Below are 15,746 nucleotides of genomic sequence, written 5' to 3'. Positions count from 1 at the left end.
TCTTGGGTGCTTGGGAAAGGGTTCAGCGCAGGCGGTCGCCCTTGCTGTCGAAAAGGAAAGCCCTGCGGGCAAAAAGGCCGACCGTCAGCCGGTCACGATCGCCGACATCGCGCGATTCCGGCCGCTCGATGATGAGCTGCTCGCCGCCTTCGGTTCGGGCATAGACATAGCTGGTATTGCCGAGATGTTCGGCGACATCGACGTGCACGGTGAGATCGGCATCGGCCCCGCCCGCATCGGCAAAATGCTCGGGCCGGATGCCAAGCGAGACCTTGGCTCCCTCGCTCAAACGGCTTTTCACCGGCAGGCTCAGCCGCACCGCAGGATCGCTGTCGAGCGAGAGCGTAACGCTCTCCGCGCCGCTGCCCATGATGGTAGCGTCGAGGAAATTCATCTTCGGCGAACCGACGAAACCCGCGACGAAACGGTTGGCCGGATCATCGTAGAGATCGAGCGGCGCGCCGACCTGCGCAATATTGCCCGCCCGCAGCACGACGATCTTGTCGGCGAGCGTCATCGCCTCAGTCTGATCATGGGTGACATAGATCATCGTCGTGCCGAGCTGTTTGTGCAGGCGCGATATCTCGACGCGCATCTGCACCCGCAATTCCGCATCGAGATTGGACAGCGGCTCGTCGAACAGGAAAACCTGCGGTTCACGCACGATGGCGCGGCCGATGGCAACGCGCTGACGCTGCCCGCCGGAAAGCTGTTTTGGCCGGCGATCCATCAGCTCGTTGATCTGCAGGATTTCGCCGGCGCGATTGACCCGTTTTTGCGTGTCGGCCTTGGGATTGCCGTTCATCCTCAGCCCGAATGAGAGGTTTTCGGCGACAGTCATATGCGGATAAAGTGCATAGGACTGGAACACCATGGCGATGCCGCGATCCGCCGGATCGGCATCGCTCACCGTCCTGCCGCCAATCACGATATCGCCGCCGGAGATATCTTCCAGCCCGGCTATCATGCGCAGAAGCGTGGATTTGCCGCAGCCGGACGGGCCGACAAACACGACGAATTCGCCGTCTTTCACGTCGAGATTGGCACCGTGGATCACTTCCAGCGCACCATAGCGCTTGACCACGTTTTTGAGCGAAAGTTCCGCCATGCGGCCTCCCCTTACTTGACTGCTCCGGCAGAGATGCCGGCGATGAAGTGACGCTGCAAAGCCACAAAAACCACGATGATGGGTGCAGTGAGCAGCACAGCCCCCGCCATGATGCCGCCCCATGACACCTTGGTGAGCCCGATGAGGGTGCCAAGCGCCACGGGTGCGGTCATCATTCCTGGGCGGGAATTGATGAGAAGCGGCCAGAGATAGTTGTTCCAAGAGGCCAGGAAGAGGATGATGGAGAGCGCCGCCATGGTGGGACGCGCCAATGGCAGGGCGATGCGCAGGAAGATCTGCCATTCCTTGACCCCTTCCACGCGTGCCGCATCGAAAAGCTCCGTCGGCATCATCGAGAAGGATTGCCGCATGAACAGCACGCCGAGCGAGTTGAAGAGCGGCGGCACGATCAGGGCCACCCAGGTGTTGGCGAGCTTGAACTCCCGCGCCACCATGATGAATTGCGGAATGACCACGACGGCAAAAGGCAGGGTGATGGTGCCAAGAATGATGGCGATCACCACCCGGCGCCCTGCAAAACGATACCGCGCCAGCGCCCAGCCTGCCATTGACGTCAGCATTACCGAGAGCACCGTATAGATGACGGCGACGGTGATCGAGATGAACATGGCTCGCAGGAAATTCGTATCGGCCTGCAGGTTGTTGAAGTTCTCGACGAAATTGGTGGAAGGCACCAGAACGATATCAGGGCTGAAAATGCCGTAATCCGGCATGGTCGAAAACACGAACATCATCCACAGCGGAAACAGCCAGATGATGGCAAGCGGTGTCAGCGCCGCATGCAGGGCAATCTTCTGCCAGAAAAGCGATCTCGATTTCGATCTCATTTCGGCTCCCTCCCGACCCAGAGATTGAGCAGTGAAATGGCGATGGCGAGCGCCGCCATGGTGTAGGCAATGGCCGAGGCGTAACCGAAATTGAGCGAGGTGAAGCCCTGTCGATACAGGAACAGCCCCAGCGTTTCCGTGCCGCCGCCCGGCCCGCCCCTGTTGGTGATGAGGAAGGGTTCGGCAAACAGCTGCATGGTGCCGATGACCGAGAGCACGACGCAGAACAGGATGATGGGTTTAAGCAACGGCAGGGTGATGTAAAAGAACTGCTGGCGTTTGCTCACCTTGTCGAGCGTTGCCGCCTCGTAGACATCGCCGGGGATCGATTGCAGCCCGGCCAGAACGATGATGGCGTTATACCCGGCCCAGCGCCAGGTTACCGCGATGATGACCAGCGCCATGGCGGCATTGGCATTGTCGAACCACGAGATGGGCGAAAGGCCAACCGACGTGATGAGCTTGTTGATGATGCCGAAATCGGAGCTGAACATCAGCCGGAACACCGCCGCGTAGGCCACCTCGCCGACAACGACAGGTGCGAAGAAGGCAAAACGATAAAGCGGGCGTGCCTTGAGAAGCGGCGAATTCAGGAGCACCGCCATGACGGTGGCAAGCGCGATCATCACGGGCACCTGAATGACCAGAATGATCAGCGTATTATAAAGCGCATTATAGAAGGCCGGATCGGAAACCAGCCGCCCCCAGTTCATGGAAGGCGCAAACCGCCATGGGTTGATGCGCGTATTCTGGAACGACAGCATGAATGAACTGATGATCGGCCAGACCCAGAAGGTGGCAAAGATCAGGAGATAGGGCGCAAGAAACGCATAAGCGATCCTGTTCCTGGACGGCATGACGACCTCCATGTGCCGGACGGTGGCCGGATAGATGGAAAAGCTTCAGAAAGAGCGCACCCCTATGCGGGGAATGCCTTTGCAAAACGGTGCGGCCAATTTCTTCTCCCCGAGGGGGAGAAGGTGGCCCGAAGGGTCGGATGAGGGGGCTGGCTCTCAGTATATCTCTAACCTCGCCCCCTCATCCCGCTGCCGCGGACTTCTCCCCGGCGGGGAGAAGAAATTCGTGGCACCCGCACGGTTCCTAAACCAGCGAAGGCTTACTGCGCGACGGGCAGCCCCGTCGCCGTTTCGATCTGCTTGGCCGCATCGTCAAGCGCTGCTTTCGCATCGGGATAGCCGCCCGCGAAATATTTCGTCTGCGTCGCCTTGTAGATCGCATCCGCATCCGACTGGAACGCCGTGCCGCGGCTCGGAACAATCTTCGGCAGCGTGGCGAGAATATCGGTCCAGACCGCCTGCCCGCCCCAGTAGGCCTGCTTTTCCTTGACGAAGGGATCATCGATGGCGGAAAGCAGCGAGGGAACTAGGCCGAAGGATTTCAGCATCGTCACCTGGCCTTCATTGGTGGTCAGTGCATAGTCGATATACTTCCACGCCGCCTCCTTGTGTTCGGATGTCGCGCTGATCGCCAGCGACGAACCGCCGAGATTGGCCGCATGCGGACCATCAGGCGTCAGGCTCGGCATCAGATAGACACCCCATTTGCCGGAAAGATCGGGAGAGCCGGAGCGGATCGTGCCCTCATACCAGGCGCCATACATCTGGCTCGCGGCCTTGCCGGCCGTGTTGGCCTGGATCTTCTCATCCCAGATCGCCGCCGTTATAATGCCGGCGTCTTTCATCTCCTTGACCTTTTCAAGGGTCGCGACACAGGCGGGCTGGTTGATGGTGATGTTCTGGCCATCGGTCGAAAAGTAACCGCATCCCTGCTCATTCGCGATCATACGAAACCATTCGCTATCGCCGTTGAAATCGGCCTGCGCCATGACGGTGCCGGGATTTGCGGCCATGATCTTCTTGCCGGCAGCGATGAAATCATCCCAGCTCTTGATGGTTGCCGGATCGACGGCTGCCTTCTCATAGAAGTCGCGGCGATAAAATACCGCCACCGGACCGGAATCCCACGGAACGGCATAGGCGACGCCGTCAACCTCCAGTTCGGTGCGCTTGAAGTCAGGGAAAAGCGCCTGTTTCTCAGGCGTATAGCCAAGCTCGGTCAGATTGGCGAAACAATCGGGAAAGCGGCTCCAGAACAGTTCCGCTTCGAAATTCTCGATCGTGACGATATCCGGAAGACCATCTCCGCCGGCTGCGCAGGCCGCCAGCGTCTTGTCAAAAACCTGATTGTTTCCAAGGTCTTCAACAACGATCTTGATGTCCGGATTCTGCTTGTTGAAACCTTCCACCGTGGATTTCAACGCGGAAGCCGCGACATTCCAACTCCAGATGGTGACGGTCTCGGTTTGCGCGAAAGCGGGTGCTGCAAGAAGCAGCAGGGCCGTAGACGCGCCAAGAAATTTCAAGCACATTGAAAACCTCCCTTTTTCAATTGCTGTTCTTCAGCGAACATGGGCACATTAGCGAGGGCAGGAAATCTGTCTCGTAAAACGGGAACACCGATTTGGCGAAAAGTAAGATTGCCGAAAGAGCCTTCTACCAGCCGGGCGCCAGCAGCATCGAAGGCATGCCGACCACGCTTCAACTCTTCCATAATCATCCACCCATCATGCTCCGGCCGCACTGGCATGCGCAGGTGGAGGTGAATTATATCATGTCTGGATCGGTGCATTACCGCATGGGCGATCACGACCTGTCGCTTGACGCCGGGCAGATGTGCATCTTCTGGGGCGGCCAGCCGCACCAGATGGACCGCTCCTCGGACGATTCCTTTTACGCTGGCGCGCACCTGCCGCTTGTGCACTTCTTCCGGATGCGCCTGCCGACCGCCGTTTCCAGCCAGTTGATGGGCGGCGCGACGATGGTCAGCGCCGAAACCGACGGGGCCGATCCGGAAAATTTCGGCCGCTGGTTCCGCTATGCAACATCAGGTAACCCCGCGAAAGCACAGCATGCCGTGGAGGAATTGCTGCTCAGGGTGGAGCGCATGTTCCTTGAACCCTATTCCGTTATTTCCTCCGCCTCGTCTGGAAAAAGCAGAGAGGATGATGGCACGGCGCCCTCCATCAGCGTCGTGCGCATGTGCGACTTCATTGCGGCCAATTTTCTCGAGGATATCGACGCGACCGATATTGCCCGCGCCGCCTCGCTTCATCCGAAATATGCAATGAACCTGTTCCGTAAATCCACCGGCATGACGCTTATCAAATACCTGACGCTGCTCAGACTTTCCCGCGCGCAGGCGATGCTGATGACCGGGAAGGACAACATCCTGCAGATCGCGATGGAAAGCGGCTTCGGTTCGGTCAGCGCGTTCAATAAGGCATTTCGCCAGATATCAGGCATGTCTCCCTCCGATTTCCGCCGCGACACGCGGTCGGTGGCGGCTTAATAGACGGCATCCTCTTGGAGGGACGTCGCACCATTGCGCTGCCTCGCGGCCTGCCGATAGGCGCGTGGCGAACTGCCCAGCATGCGCCGGAACATGGTGGTGAAAGCCGGAATGTTTTCGTAACCGGCATCCAGCGCCACATTAGTCACCGCCTCTCCCGCCGCAAGCCTCGGCAGCGAGGCGAAGATACACGCCTGCTGGCGCCAGGTGACGAAGCTGACGCCCAACTCCTTGCGAAACAGACGCGTGAAGGAGCGTCGGCTGATGCCCATGGCTGCCGCCCAGTCGTCGATCTCCACCCGCGCCACTGGCCTGTTGAGGAACTCCCGGCAAAGCGCCGCTAGCCGCTGGTTGTCCGGAAAGGGCAGACCCAGCGGACGTTCCGGCAGCCGATTCACTTCATCCAGCAAAAGAGCACGCACCAGCCCCTGCCTGTGAAACGCCGAGGGCTGATGCTCTTCCGCCAGCAATTCGGAAATAAGGCTCGAGGCCAGATCGGTTATTTCCACCACCCTTGGAGACGTAGCCTGGAAGAGATCAGGATGCACATAGATGGAGTGCATCTCGACATTGGATATGACTTCGGCCTCGTGTTGCAGACCCGCAGGAATGAGGAGACCATGACCGGGCGGTATCATCCAGCGTCCATCCGCGGTGCTGACCAGCACCACACCCCGGCGCGCGCACCATATCTGCACACGGCTATGGCTATGGGGTGGTGTGCGATGCCCCGTCGGATAGATGCGATGAAGCGCCAGCACCGGCTCGTTGGTGCCGTCGATCAGTTTCAGGCTACGCTCATGCTCTTCGAGCGCCAGCATCGCCTGACGCGATTTGATTTTTGCCATTTGGCCCACTCACAAAGAAAATCGTCCAGAACACAAATGCAGGCCAGACACAATATGAATAAAAGCGGGAGCAAATAAAGACATGTTTTCCGCGACACCAGCGGGGACCTGAAGAGGACTTACCATGGCCACCGTCACCAGCACCGGGTTCAACCCGCAACGCACGGCGTTTTCAATCATCGCAGCCGCGAGCTTCTGCCATATGCTGAACGACATCATGCAATCACTGCTGACGTCGCTCTATCCGCTGTTGAAGGCGAATTACGCGCTCGACTTCATGCAGATCGGCCTGCTCACGTTCGCCTTTCAGGTGACCGCGTCGCTGCTCCAGCCGGTCGTCGGCATGGTGACCGACCGCTGGCCGATGCCTTTCTCCCTGCCCGTCGCCATGCTTTCCACCTGTGCTGGGCTCATTACCCTTGCCTTTGCTCACAGCTTCGTCGTTCTTGTTCTCGGTGCATGCCTGATTGGTGTCGGTTCGGCGATCTTCCATCCGGAAGCCTCTCGCGTAGCCCGTCTGGCGTCCGGCGGGCGTCACGGCCTTGCGCAGTCGTTTTTCCAGGTTGGCGGGAACACGGGCACGGCCATCGGCCCGCTGCTCGCCGCTTTCATCGTCATCCCGTTTGGCCAGACGAGCCTCAGCTGGTTCTCACTGATCGCGCTGCTCGGCTTCGGTGTCCTGTCGTGGGTCGGCGTCTGGTACACCCGTCACCGCCGCGCGACGGTCGGCAGGCCCGCCGCCAGCCGCACCTTGCCGCTCGCACGCGGCACAGTCATGATGACTTTGCTGGTGCTGGTGGTGCTGACTGCGACGAAGAACGCCTATCTCGCCAGCCTGTCGAGCTACTTCACCTTCTATACCATCGACAAGTTCGGCCTGGGCGTACAGGACGCGCAGGTTCTGCTGTTCCTCTTCCTCGGCGCTTCGGCACTGGGCGTGTTCTTCGGCGGCCCGATCGGTGACCGCTTCGGCTCGCGAGTCGTCATCTGGTTCTCGATCCTCGGCGTCATTCCATTCGCACTGCTGCTGCCCTATGCGAACCTGTTCTGGACGGCCATTCTGGTCGTCGTCATCGGCTTCGTGTTTTCTTCCGCGTTCTCGGCCATCGTCGTCTTCGCGCAGGAACTGGTGCCGGGACGTGTGGGCCTGATCGCCGGCATGTTCTTCGGTTTCGCCTTCGGTTTCGGCGGCATCGGGGCTGCGGTTCTGGGTGTTTATGCGGATAAGGAAGGCATCGAGTTCGTCTACCGCGTCTGCTCCTACATGCCGCTGCTTGGCCTGCTCACGGTATTCCTGCCGAAACTGCCGAGCCATCGATAGGGCTGGACAAAAGCGGCGGTCACTTCAAACCTGACCGCCGTCCCGCATCAAGCCGATTTTCGTAACATCAGATCGGCGTTGAGGAGAATTCGATCGCGGATGCGGGTCACCTGACCCTCCTCCTCATCCAACTTCTGAAAGAGAAGCTCGATCGCCAGTCGGCCGATCTCGTTGTAATTCTGTGCCACCGTCGTGATCGGCGGGTTGGCGTAACGTGATAGCGGATGGTCGTCATGCCCTGCCACCCGAAGATCATAGCCAGCGCCATGACCAACCTTCAGGCCCTTCTGCGCGGCCGCGGCGATGACGCCAAAGGCGATCCGGTCGTTCGCGCACAGGATGGTGCGGGAGGACAACTGGCCCATGTTTTCAAAAAGCCGGCTCGCCTCATCGAATGCGAACCGCTCGAAATCCCATCGCGCCTGCTTGGCAACATCGAGGCATAGGGGTTCGCGACCAAGACGCTGCATTGCCTCCTCGTAGGCTATGCGCCGCGTCACGGAGTTGGTGTTGACCTGCGGCATATCGAAATAGCTTGGCGGATCACCCGAGCGACAGAGGTAATCAACGATCAGGTCAACGCTCTGCCGGTTATCCGTCCCGACGAACGCCGACCGCCCGTCCAGCGGCGAATCGACATAAACGATGGGTATCGTGGCGGCGAGCTGTTCGAGCGTCGAGCAGTGCGATGTGACGCCGAGCGGCGCGATGATAGCGCCCGCCACATTCATGGACTTGAAAGTGCGGATGGCCCGGTCTTCGATTTCCGGTTTTCCGTCCGAAGACAGCACGAAGGCAAGAAAACCGGCCTCGTTGGCGATCGATTCGATACGGTTCGTCAAGGCCATATAAAAAGGATCGGCATAGTTCGGAATGACGATACCGATAATATTGCTGCGACGGCGGTTGAGATTGACGGCAAAAATATTTGGCCGGAAGCCAGATTTCCTCAGCGCTTCCTCGATCGTCTCCCGTGTTTTCCTACGCACCGACGATGGGTCGTTGAAGTATTTGGACACCGTCGGGCGCGAGAGCCCGACGAACTCCGAAAATTCCTCCATCGTTCTGATAGACTTTGCCAAGATGCTGCCCCCATGAAAGAATCATGGATAGATTACATCGCACTTTCTTGTCACGAAAGGGCGGCTGCCTAGGCTGCTCGAACCCTAAACATGATACGACGTAAACTATACTTTCCTGTCATAAAGGAAGCTGGATCGCTTCAGGGGCTATCGGCGCCAATCCTGACGCCATGTCTGTCAAAAACATGCAGCCGCGCCTGCGGGAACCCGACCCGAAGGGATTTGCCCGGCTGCAATAGCGCCCGGTCCGAAGAAAACAGCTTGAAAGGCAATCCATGCACGGTCAGATGCAGGATGACACCGAGACCCGTAGGCTCGACGAGATCGACGGTCGCCTCGATACCCCCGTCGGTTGGCGCAACAGTGACGTGTTCCGGGCGGATGCCGAGCGTGACCGGCTCGCCATCGGCGAGGTCCACTTCCCGGCCAAGCGCAAGGCGCGTGCCGTCACCCAGCACGACGAAACTGTCGCCACTCTCCTGCCCGAGCCGCCCTTCGAGAAAATTCATGCCGGGCGAGCCGATAAAGCCGGCAACGAACAGATTGGCAGGACGATCATAGAGATCGAGCGGCGCGCCGATCTGCTGCACATGGCCGGCATTCATGGCGACGAAGCGTGAGGCGAGCGTCATCGCCTCGATCTGGTCATGGGTGACGTAAACCGAGGTCGCGCCAAGGTCGGCATGCATGCGCTTGATTTCGGCACGCATCTGTTCACGCAACCGGGCATCAAGGTTGGAGAGCGGCTCATCGAACAGGAAGGCCTTCGGCTGGCGCACGATGGCGCGGCCCATGGCGACGCGCTGACGCTGGCCGCCGGACAGCGCCTTGGGGCGGCGGGCGAGATAGGGATCGAGGCCTAGCTTGGCGGAGGCGCCCGAGACCGCAGCGGCGATGGTTTCCTTGGGGCTGCGGCGCAGGCGCAGGCTGTAGCTCATATTGTCGGCAACGCTCATATGCGGATAGAGCGCATAGGACTGGAACACCATGGCGATATCCCGGTCCTTCGGGCGACGATCATTGACGCGCTCACCGTCGATGGAGAGGTCGCCGGATGTTATCTCCTCAAGTCCCGCGATCATGCGCAGCAGCGTCGATTTTCCGCAGCCGGAAGGTCCGACAAGGACGATGAACTCGCCATCCCTGATATCAAGATCGACGCCATGCAGCACGGCGAGGTCGCCATAGGTTTTGCCGACATTCTTCAGCTCGATGGAAGCCATGGGATTATCCTTTCACCGCGCCGGCCGTCAGGCCCTGCACGAGATAACGTTGAATGAGCAGGAAGAAGAGGCAGGCCGGAATGAGCGCCAGGACGCCCGCCGCCATCATCTGCCCGAAATCGACGGAGAACTTGGAAACGAAGGTCAGAAGCCCGACCGGGAAAGTGGCGCTCTGATTGCCGGAAATCAGCATCAGCGCAAACAGAAGCTCGCTCCACGCGGCGGTAAAGACGAAGCCGAGCGTCGCGGCAATGCCCGGCAGCGTCAGCGGCAGGATAATCTGGCGGAAGGCCGTAAACCGGCTCGCTCCGTCAATCATCGCAGCATCCTCCAGATCTTTCGGAATGCCGTCAAAGAACGACTGCATTAGGAAGGTGGCGAAGGGAACGTTAAAGGCGGTATAAACGATGACGAGGCCCGTTAGGCTATTGGTGAGGCCGAGCGGCGACAGCATCTTGAAGATCGGCGCGACCAACATGACCAGCGGAAACATCTGGGTGATCAGCATGAGCGCCACGATCCAGTATTTGCCCTTGAAGCGAAAGCGCGACAGCGCGTAACCCGAGAGCGACGAGAGTATCGTTACGGCAATTGCCGTAGAGCCCGCGACGATAACGCTGTTCTTAAAAAACGTCGGGAAAGCACTGTTTTCTATGACGAAACGATAATGATCCCATGTCGCCCGCGATGGCCACATCCTGACACCTTCGCTGTAAAGGAGGTCATTCGGCGTGACGGAAACCTTCAGCAGCCAGAACAGCGGGAACAGTGCGAAGGCGATATAGGCGAGAATCGCCAGACGATGGGCAAGGGTGAGAAAAATCCTTGATGTCATCGATCAGTCCTTCTCAATCAGGCGCTGGCGCAGCAAGACGATCAGCATGGAATAAGCGAGCAACAACGCCAGAAGCACCAGCGCAATCGCCGAGGCGTAACCGAAGTCCAGCCGCTTGAAGGCCTGCGTGAAGATATAGCTCGCGACGATCTGCGTGCGGTCGGCCGGTCCGCCATTGGTCATGACGATGATGAGATCGGCGAAATTGGCGATCCAGACGGTGCGCAGCAGGATGGTGATGGCCATGGTGGGCGCCAGAAACGGTAGGGTGATGGAAGTGAACCGCTGCAGCGGGTTCGCCCCGTCAATTTCCGCAGCCTCGTAGAGATCGCGCGGGATCGCCTGAAGGGCGGCAAGAAGGGTTATGGCGAAGAAGGGAATGCCCCACCAGACATTGGCGATAATCGGCCCCCACATCGCAAGCTGCGGATCGGCAAGGATATTGTTGGGGGCGGATAAAAGCCCGAGCGAGACCATCCAGTGCGGCAGCGGCCCAATGACCGGATTGAACAGCCATGCCCAGTTGAGGCCAGCGAGAAATGTCGGAACGGCCCATGGCAGAAACACCAAAGCCTGCGCCAGCCCCCTGCCCGCAAAGGGCTTATCGAGCAGCAGCGCCAGAATGAGGCCGAAGAAAAATTGCAGGAAAACCGAAGCGCCGGTCCACCACAGCGTGTTTTTCAACGCCCGGTAAAAGGCCGCATCCTGCGACAGCGTCTCCAGATGTTTCAGGCCAACGAAACCGCCCGAAAACGGATTGAGCAGTTGCACATCACGGAAAGCATAGGAAAGGCCGAGCACCAGCGGCACCAGCATCACGGCGACGATCAGCACAAGCACGGGCGCGCTGTAAAGCCAGGGTTCGGCCCAATCGGCAAACCGCCGCATCGCGGGCTTGCCAGCCGGTTTGCGCGCAGCCACCGGCCCGGCGCCATGGGCATAGGACATTGTATCGCTCCCTGATCGGACGACGAAACGGACGGGTTTTCCAGCCTCTCGGCTTGCCGATCCGAAAAATTGCAAGAAAAAGGCCTATCGCAGCGAAGGCCGGCAAGATCCGTCGCACGGGCATTTGCGCCCGCACGGCCGGTCATATTGTTATTTCGAGGCGAGGAACTTCTGCTGCGCCTTGGTCATGTAATCAGCCCATTGTTTGGCCAGATCCTCGGGCGTGATGTCGCCGAGCAGCGCTTCCTGCGAGGTCTTGATCACAAGCGAGTCCTTGAAGAAGGCGAATTCCTCAAGATAGGTCGGCATTTTCGTCGGCACGGCATTTTTGTCGGCCAGTTCGTCGAACCAGCCCTTGAACTGCTCGCTGGAATAGAAAGGGTCCTTCTCCGCCGACTTGTGCACCGGCAGCGCGCCGGTCTTCTTGTTCCACTCAATATTGCCTTCTGGCCCTTCGAGCGTTTCGATCAGCTTCCAGGAAAGGTCCTTGTTTTCAGACTTCGCCATCATCGACCAGCCAGCAAAACCAATCGTCGGGAAGGTCTTGCCGTCAGGCCCCTTCGGCATGGTCATGACGCCGAAATCTTCCGGCTTCATGCGCTGGGCAATGGCGATAAGGGCATCCGGGTCCTGATCGAGGAAAGCGCAGGTGCCGGAATAGAAGCCGGCAACGATCTCGTTGAAGCCCCAGTTGACGCTGTCCTTCGGCGCCAGTCCGTTCTTGTAGAGATCGATCACATAGGTCAGGCCCTTCACCCAGCCGGGACTGTCGAAGGTGGAGGTGCCGTCCTTGGTGAAGAACTCGTTCGAACCCGCCATGGAAGCGCCGAACATCACCCAGCCGTTGAGGCCGCCGGGGCCGCCGCGCAGGCAGTAGCCATACTTGCCCGGAAGCGCTGCGACCTTCTTGGAGGCATCCGCGAATTCATCAAGCGTCTTCGGCGGCTCCTTCACGCCGGCCTGTTCCAGCAGCTTCTTGTTGTAGAACATGGCGCGCAGATAAAAGCCGTAGGGCAGCATATAGGCCGTGTTCTTCACGTCGCGGCCGAGTTCAAGCGTGCGCTCGCTGAGCCCCGCCGTATGCTCCCACTTGGCAAGATAGGGCTCAAGGCTTTCGAGCATGCCATTATTGGCATAGAGCGACAGCCATGTATCGGGCATTTCCATCACATCCGGAACATCACCTGCGGAAACCATGGTGGCGAATTTCTGGAAGGCCTCGCTCCAGGGAAGCGAGATGATTTCCACCTTGGTGCCGGGATTGGCGGTCTCGAATTTCGAGACGATGCCCTTCAGCGTTTCGGTTCGTTCCGGGCTGGTGATGACTTCCACCAGCTTCAAGGTCGTGTCCGCCAGCGCCGTTCCGGTCATCAGGGCGGTAAAAATTGCTGCTGCTACCAGTTTTTTCATGTCGTTCTCCCCTTTTTGTGGTCAGTTAAAACACGTCAAGCGGTGGTGGCCGCCTTGATCGCGGGTTCGAGATCGTTCCAGAGAGCCTCCGTGCCCTCCAGCCCGACATGCAGGCGCACCGACCGTGCGCTGATGCCGAAAGTGTGGGCGGAGTTTGACTGCGCCTTCTGTTCGAGCACCACTTCACCCGGAACGATCAGGCTTTCATGCCCGCCCCAGGAAACACCCAGTTTAAAAAGCTTGAGGCGGTCGGCAAAAGCGCGCACATCCACCCCCTCCTTGAAGATGAAGGAGAACAGGCCGGAGGTGCCGTTGAGGCCGGGCGGCAGGCGGTTCGCCAGCCCCGGATGGCAGACGGTTTCCACCACATCGAGAGCGTGAAGGCGCGTCGCTATATCCATAGCGGAGGCCTGATGCGCCTTCATGCGCAACGGCAGGGTACGCAAGCCACGGATGAGCAGCCACGCATCGAATGGCGACATCTTGCCGCCGAGATAGGGATAGGCCTCTGCCCGAATGCGGTCGATCATGGCCTTCGAGCCGGCAACCACGCCGGAGACCACATCGCTATGGCCGCCAAGATATTTCGAAGCGGAATGCAGGACAAGATCGACACCAAGCGAGATCGGCTGCTGGAAAACCGGGCTCGCCCAGGAATTATCGATGACGGTGACCGCACCATGCCGTTTGCCGATGGCGGCGAGGGCACCGACATCATGCGCCTCCATCACCCAGCTTGTCGGGCTTTCCATGTAGAAGAGTTTCGCGCCCGGCATCGCCTTTTCAACCGCCGCCTCGTCGCGACCGTCGACATAGACGACCTCGATATTCATGCGCTTCATGAAGGTGCCGAACAGCCGGAAAGCATCGGGATAAACGTGGCGTACCGCGACGATCCGGTCACCGGGCGACACGAAGGAAAGCACGGTGGATGAGATCGCCGACATGCCGCTTGCAAAACCCAACGCGTCTTCCGCACCCTCGAGTTTCGCCAGCATCTCTTCGAACAGTCGAACGGTGGGGTTCAGTCCGCGCGTATAGACCGGCCTCACCTTCTCGCCGCGATAGGTGGAGACCATTTCGTCGTAGCTGGAGAAAGTGAACAGCGACGTCTGCACGATGGGCGGCACCACGGCCTCGAAGGCGTGGACGTCGTCATGGGCGACGATCAGGGAAGCGGGATCGAAGAGATCGTTGCCATGGTTCATTTCGACATGTCCTTGATATCTTCCTCGACGACAGCGAGGATTTTCAGTGTTTCTTCCCGCGCCGTTTCTGCGTCTCCGGCGGCGATCGCGTTGAACAGGGTGCGATGAAAGGGAAAGGAGCGACTGGCGAAATCCGGCCGGTCAAAGGGTTTCGACCAGAAGCGTTCAAAACCCTCGCGCATCTGCTCCAACAGCTGCTTGAACAACGTATTGTGGGTGGCGTCGTAAATAGAGAGGTGAAAGGCGAGGTCCGCCTTGCCAGAGGTTCCCTCGGCCAGATGCACCCTCTCCATCTCATCGAGCCGCGCTTCCATGGTGGCGATGTCCTCGGGCGTGCGACGGCGCGCAGCGGCCATGGAGGCTTCGACCTCGATGCCGCGGCGCACCTCCAGCGTCATCAGCAACGCATCGCGCAGGCTTTCCGCGTCGATGGAAATCGGCATATGCACGGTGGCGGCGGAAATCGGCTTCAAGAGGTAATTGCCGCTGCCCTTGCGGCTGTCGATGACGCCGAGTGCCTGAAACTTGCGGATGACTTCGCGAATTGTGGACCGGCCCACACCCAGCGCCGCCATAAGCTCCCGCTCGGCTGGCAGCCGGTCTCCCGCCTTCAGCCCTGCCCGCTCCACATAGTCGGAAAGCGCGGCCTCCACCTGGCGCACGCGGTCGCTCGGCGGAATCGGCTGCATGAGTTCCCGGCTGGACCTGTCCAAGACGCATCCCCTAAATTGGTCTGACATCTTACCATTCCAAAAGGTAAAAGGAATGTCAACGGGCAAATCATGTTGCACACACCTCTCAACGAAATGATTTAAGAACCTGAAGAATATAGATATTATCGAATAAGCTACCCGGCTTTGTGGGTGGCCGGTCCAGCAAAAAATCAGACCGCACCGTCCCTCGACATTGAAAAGTCAAAGGGTCAAGCTTTACGGGGAGAGATAATTGCGCCGCATCAAGGCGACGGAGAGCGGCCGATTACGGCGTCTTCACGCGCGCCGCCTGACGCGCCAATGCGTCGGCATGCTCATTGCCGACAGAGCCTGAATGCCCCTTGCACCATTCCACGGTTACAAGGGGATGCCGCTCCAGCAGCGTGTCTAGTTTCTGCCAGATTTCATTGTCAGGGATCGGTCTTCGGCGTGTGTGCTGGTTGGGCGTGATGCGCTTCCAGCCATTGTTGCGCCAGATCGCCCGATATCGATTGCAGCCCTCAATGACATGAACGGCATCCGTCCAGAGCGTGACCGCACGCGTTGGCGCCTCAACGGCGATCCACGACATTGCGTTCAGGACGGCGAGGACCTCGAACGTATTGTTGGATGTTCCGCCTGCCTTACCCGAGGCCGAATGGATTTGGTTGCCTGCTTCACGAACGACAAAAGCCCACCCTCCGGAACGGGAGGCATCGTTGAAGGAGCCATCGGTGAAGATGTGAAGCGGGTCAGCCATGAAGAGGGTGTGTAGCACCGAATTGGAGATCGCCAAAGGAACAGGCCATTGGCACAGAATTATTTCGTTCCGATGCCGTGTTGCGTTCCTCGGA

At 59.2% G+C, this 15,746-nt stretch carries 15 protein-coding genes; 2 read left to right on the top strand and 13 right to left on the bottom strand.

Annotated elements, in window-relative coordinates; all coding sequences use genetic code 11:
- Nucleotides 1-22: 22 nt before the first annotated feature.
- From FS804_RS16830 to FS804_RS16815, 4 genes are all read right to left on the bottom strand, one after another.
- The gene (locus FS804_RS16830) at nucleotides 23-1,108 is read right to left on the bottom strand and encodes an ABC transporter ATP-binding protein (RefSeq protein WP_144577919.1); all 1,086 of its coding nucleotides are present in this window, start codon (nucleotides 1,106-1,108) and stop codon (nucleotides 23-25) included.
- Nucleotides 1,109-1,119: 11 nt separating this feature from the next.
- Nucleotides 1,120-1,956, bottom strand: a complete 837-nt coding sequence (locus tag FS804_RS16825) for a carbohydrate ABC transporter permease (RefSeq protein WP_144577917.1) — start codon at nucleotides 1,954-1,956, stop codon at nucleotides 1,120-1,122.
- Entirely contained in the window at nucleotides 1,953-2,813 is an 861-nt protein-coding gene (locus tag FS804_RS16820; RefSeq protein ID WP_144577916.1) for a carbohydrate ABC transporter permease, read from the bottom strand. The genes FS804_RS16825 and FS804_RS16820 overlap by 4 nt, the downstream gene beginning before the upstream one ends.
- Before the next feature lie 260 nt (nucleotides 2,814-3,073).
- Nucleotides 3,074-4,345 (bottom strand): sugar ABC transporter substrate-binding protein, encoded by a 1,272-nt coding sequence (locus tag FS804_RS16815; protein ID WP_144577914.1) that lies wholly within the window; start codon nucleotides 4,343-4,345, stop codon nucleotides 3,074-3,076.
- A gap of 92 nt (nucleotides 4,346-4,437) precedes the next feature.
- Here FS804_RS16815 and FS804_RS16810 point away from each other — a divergent pair, with 92 nt between their 5' ends.
- On the top strand, nucleotides 4,438-5,325 hold the full coding sequence (locus FS804_RS16810; protein ID WP_144577912.1) for a helix-turn-helix domain-containing protein: 888 nt from the start codon (nucleotides 4,438-4,440) through the stop codon (nucleotides 5,323-5,325).
- Here FS804_RS16810 and FS804_RS16805 read toward each other — a convergent pair.
- Entirely contained in the window at nucleotides 5,322-6,173 is an 852-nt protein-coding gene (locus tag FS804_RS16805) for a helix-turn-helix domain-containing protein (RefSeq protein WP_144577910.1), read from the bottom strand. The two genes, FS804_RS16810 and FS804_RS16805, sit on opposite strands and share 4 nt — an antisense overlap.
- Nucleotides 6,174-6,297: 124 nt before the next feature.
- Here FS804_RS16805 and FS804_RS16800 point away from each other — a divergent pair, with 124 nt between their 5' ends.
- Entirely contained in the window at nucleotides 6,298-7,494 is a 1,197-nt protein-coding gene (locus FS804_RS16800; protein WP_144577908.1) for an MFS transporter, read from the top strand.
- Between the two features lie 47 nt (nucleotides 7,495-7,541).
- Here FS804_RS16800 and FS804_RS16795 read toward each other — a convergent pair whose 3' ends face one another.
- The 8 genes from FS804_RS16795 to FS804_RS16760 all read right to left on the bottom strand — a co-directional run bounded on the left by FS804_RS16795 (nucleotide 7,542) and on the right by FS804_RS16760 (nucleotide 15,652).
- Nucleotides 7,542-8,555: a LacI family DNA-binding transcriptional regulator gene (locus tag FS804_RS16795; RefSeq protein ID WP_144578124.1), complete on the bottom strand. Its 1,014-nt coding sequence runs from the start codon at nucleotides 8,553-8,555 to the stop codon at nucleotides 7,542-7,544.
- A gap of 161 nt (nucleotides 8,556-8,716) precedes the next feature.
- Nucleotides 8,717-9,799, bottom strand: coding sequence for an ABC transporter ATP-binding protein (locus tag FS804_RS16790; protein WP_144577905.1), 1,083 nt, complete (start codon nucleotides 9,797-9,799; stop codon nucleotides 8,717-8,719).
- A gap of 4 nt (nucleotides 9,800-9,803) precedes the next feature.
- Nucleotides 9,804-10,634: a carbohydrate ABC transporter permease gene (locus tag FS804_RS16785; protein WP_144577903.1), complete on the bottom strand. Its 831-nt coding sequence runs from the start codon at nucleotides 10,632-10,634 to the stop codon at nucleotides 9,804-9,806.
- 3 nt (nucleotides 10,635-10,637) lie between these two features.
- A complete protein-coding gene (locus FS804_RS16780; RefSeq protein WP_144577901.1) occupies nucleotides 10,638-11,582 on the bottom strand; it encodes a carbohydrate ABC transporter permease in 945 nt (314 codons plus the stop codon).
- A gap of 150 nt (nucleotides 11,583-11,732) precedes the next feature.
- A complete protein-coding gene (locus FS804_RS16775; protein WP_144577899.1) occupies nucleotides 11,733-12,992 on the bottom strand; it encodes a sugar ABC transporter substrate-binding protein in 1,260 nt (419 codons plus the stop codon).
- A gap of 35 nt (nucleotides 12,993-13,027) precedes the next feature.
- A complete protein-coding gene (locus FS804_RS16770; RefSeq protein ID WP_144577897.1) occupies nucleotides 13,028-14,200 on the bottom strand; it encodes a PLP-dependent transferase in 1,173 nt (390 codons plus the stop codon).
- Complete coding sequence (locus FS804_RS16765; RefSeq protein WP_186376867.1) at nucleotides 14,197-14,889, bottom strand: FadR/GntR family transcriptional regulator; 693 nt, start codon at nucleotides 14,887-14,889, stop codon at nucleotides 14,197-14,199. Before FS804_RS16765 ends, FS804_RS16770 begins: the two co-directional genes overlap by 4 nt.
- Before the next feature lie 289 nt (nucleotides 14,890-15,178).
- Nucleotides 15,179-15,652: a ribonuclease H gene (locus tag FS804_RS16760; RefSeq protein ID WP_144577893.1), complete on the bottom strand. Its 474-nt coding sequence runs from the start codon at nucleotides 15,650-15,652 to the stop codon at nucleotides 15,179-15,181.
- Between the last annotated feature and the right edge of the window lie 94 nt (nucleotides 15,653-15,746).

The organism is Agrobacterium sp. DE0009, assembly GCF_007680755.1.
Lineage (GTDB): Bacteria > Pseudomonadota > Alphaproteobacteria > Rhizobiales > Rhizobiaceae > Agrobacterium > Agrobacterium tumefaciens_B.
The sequence above is the reverse complement of the archived record's forward strand: the minus strand, read 5'-3'. Positions and strand labels throughout refer to the sequence as shown.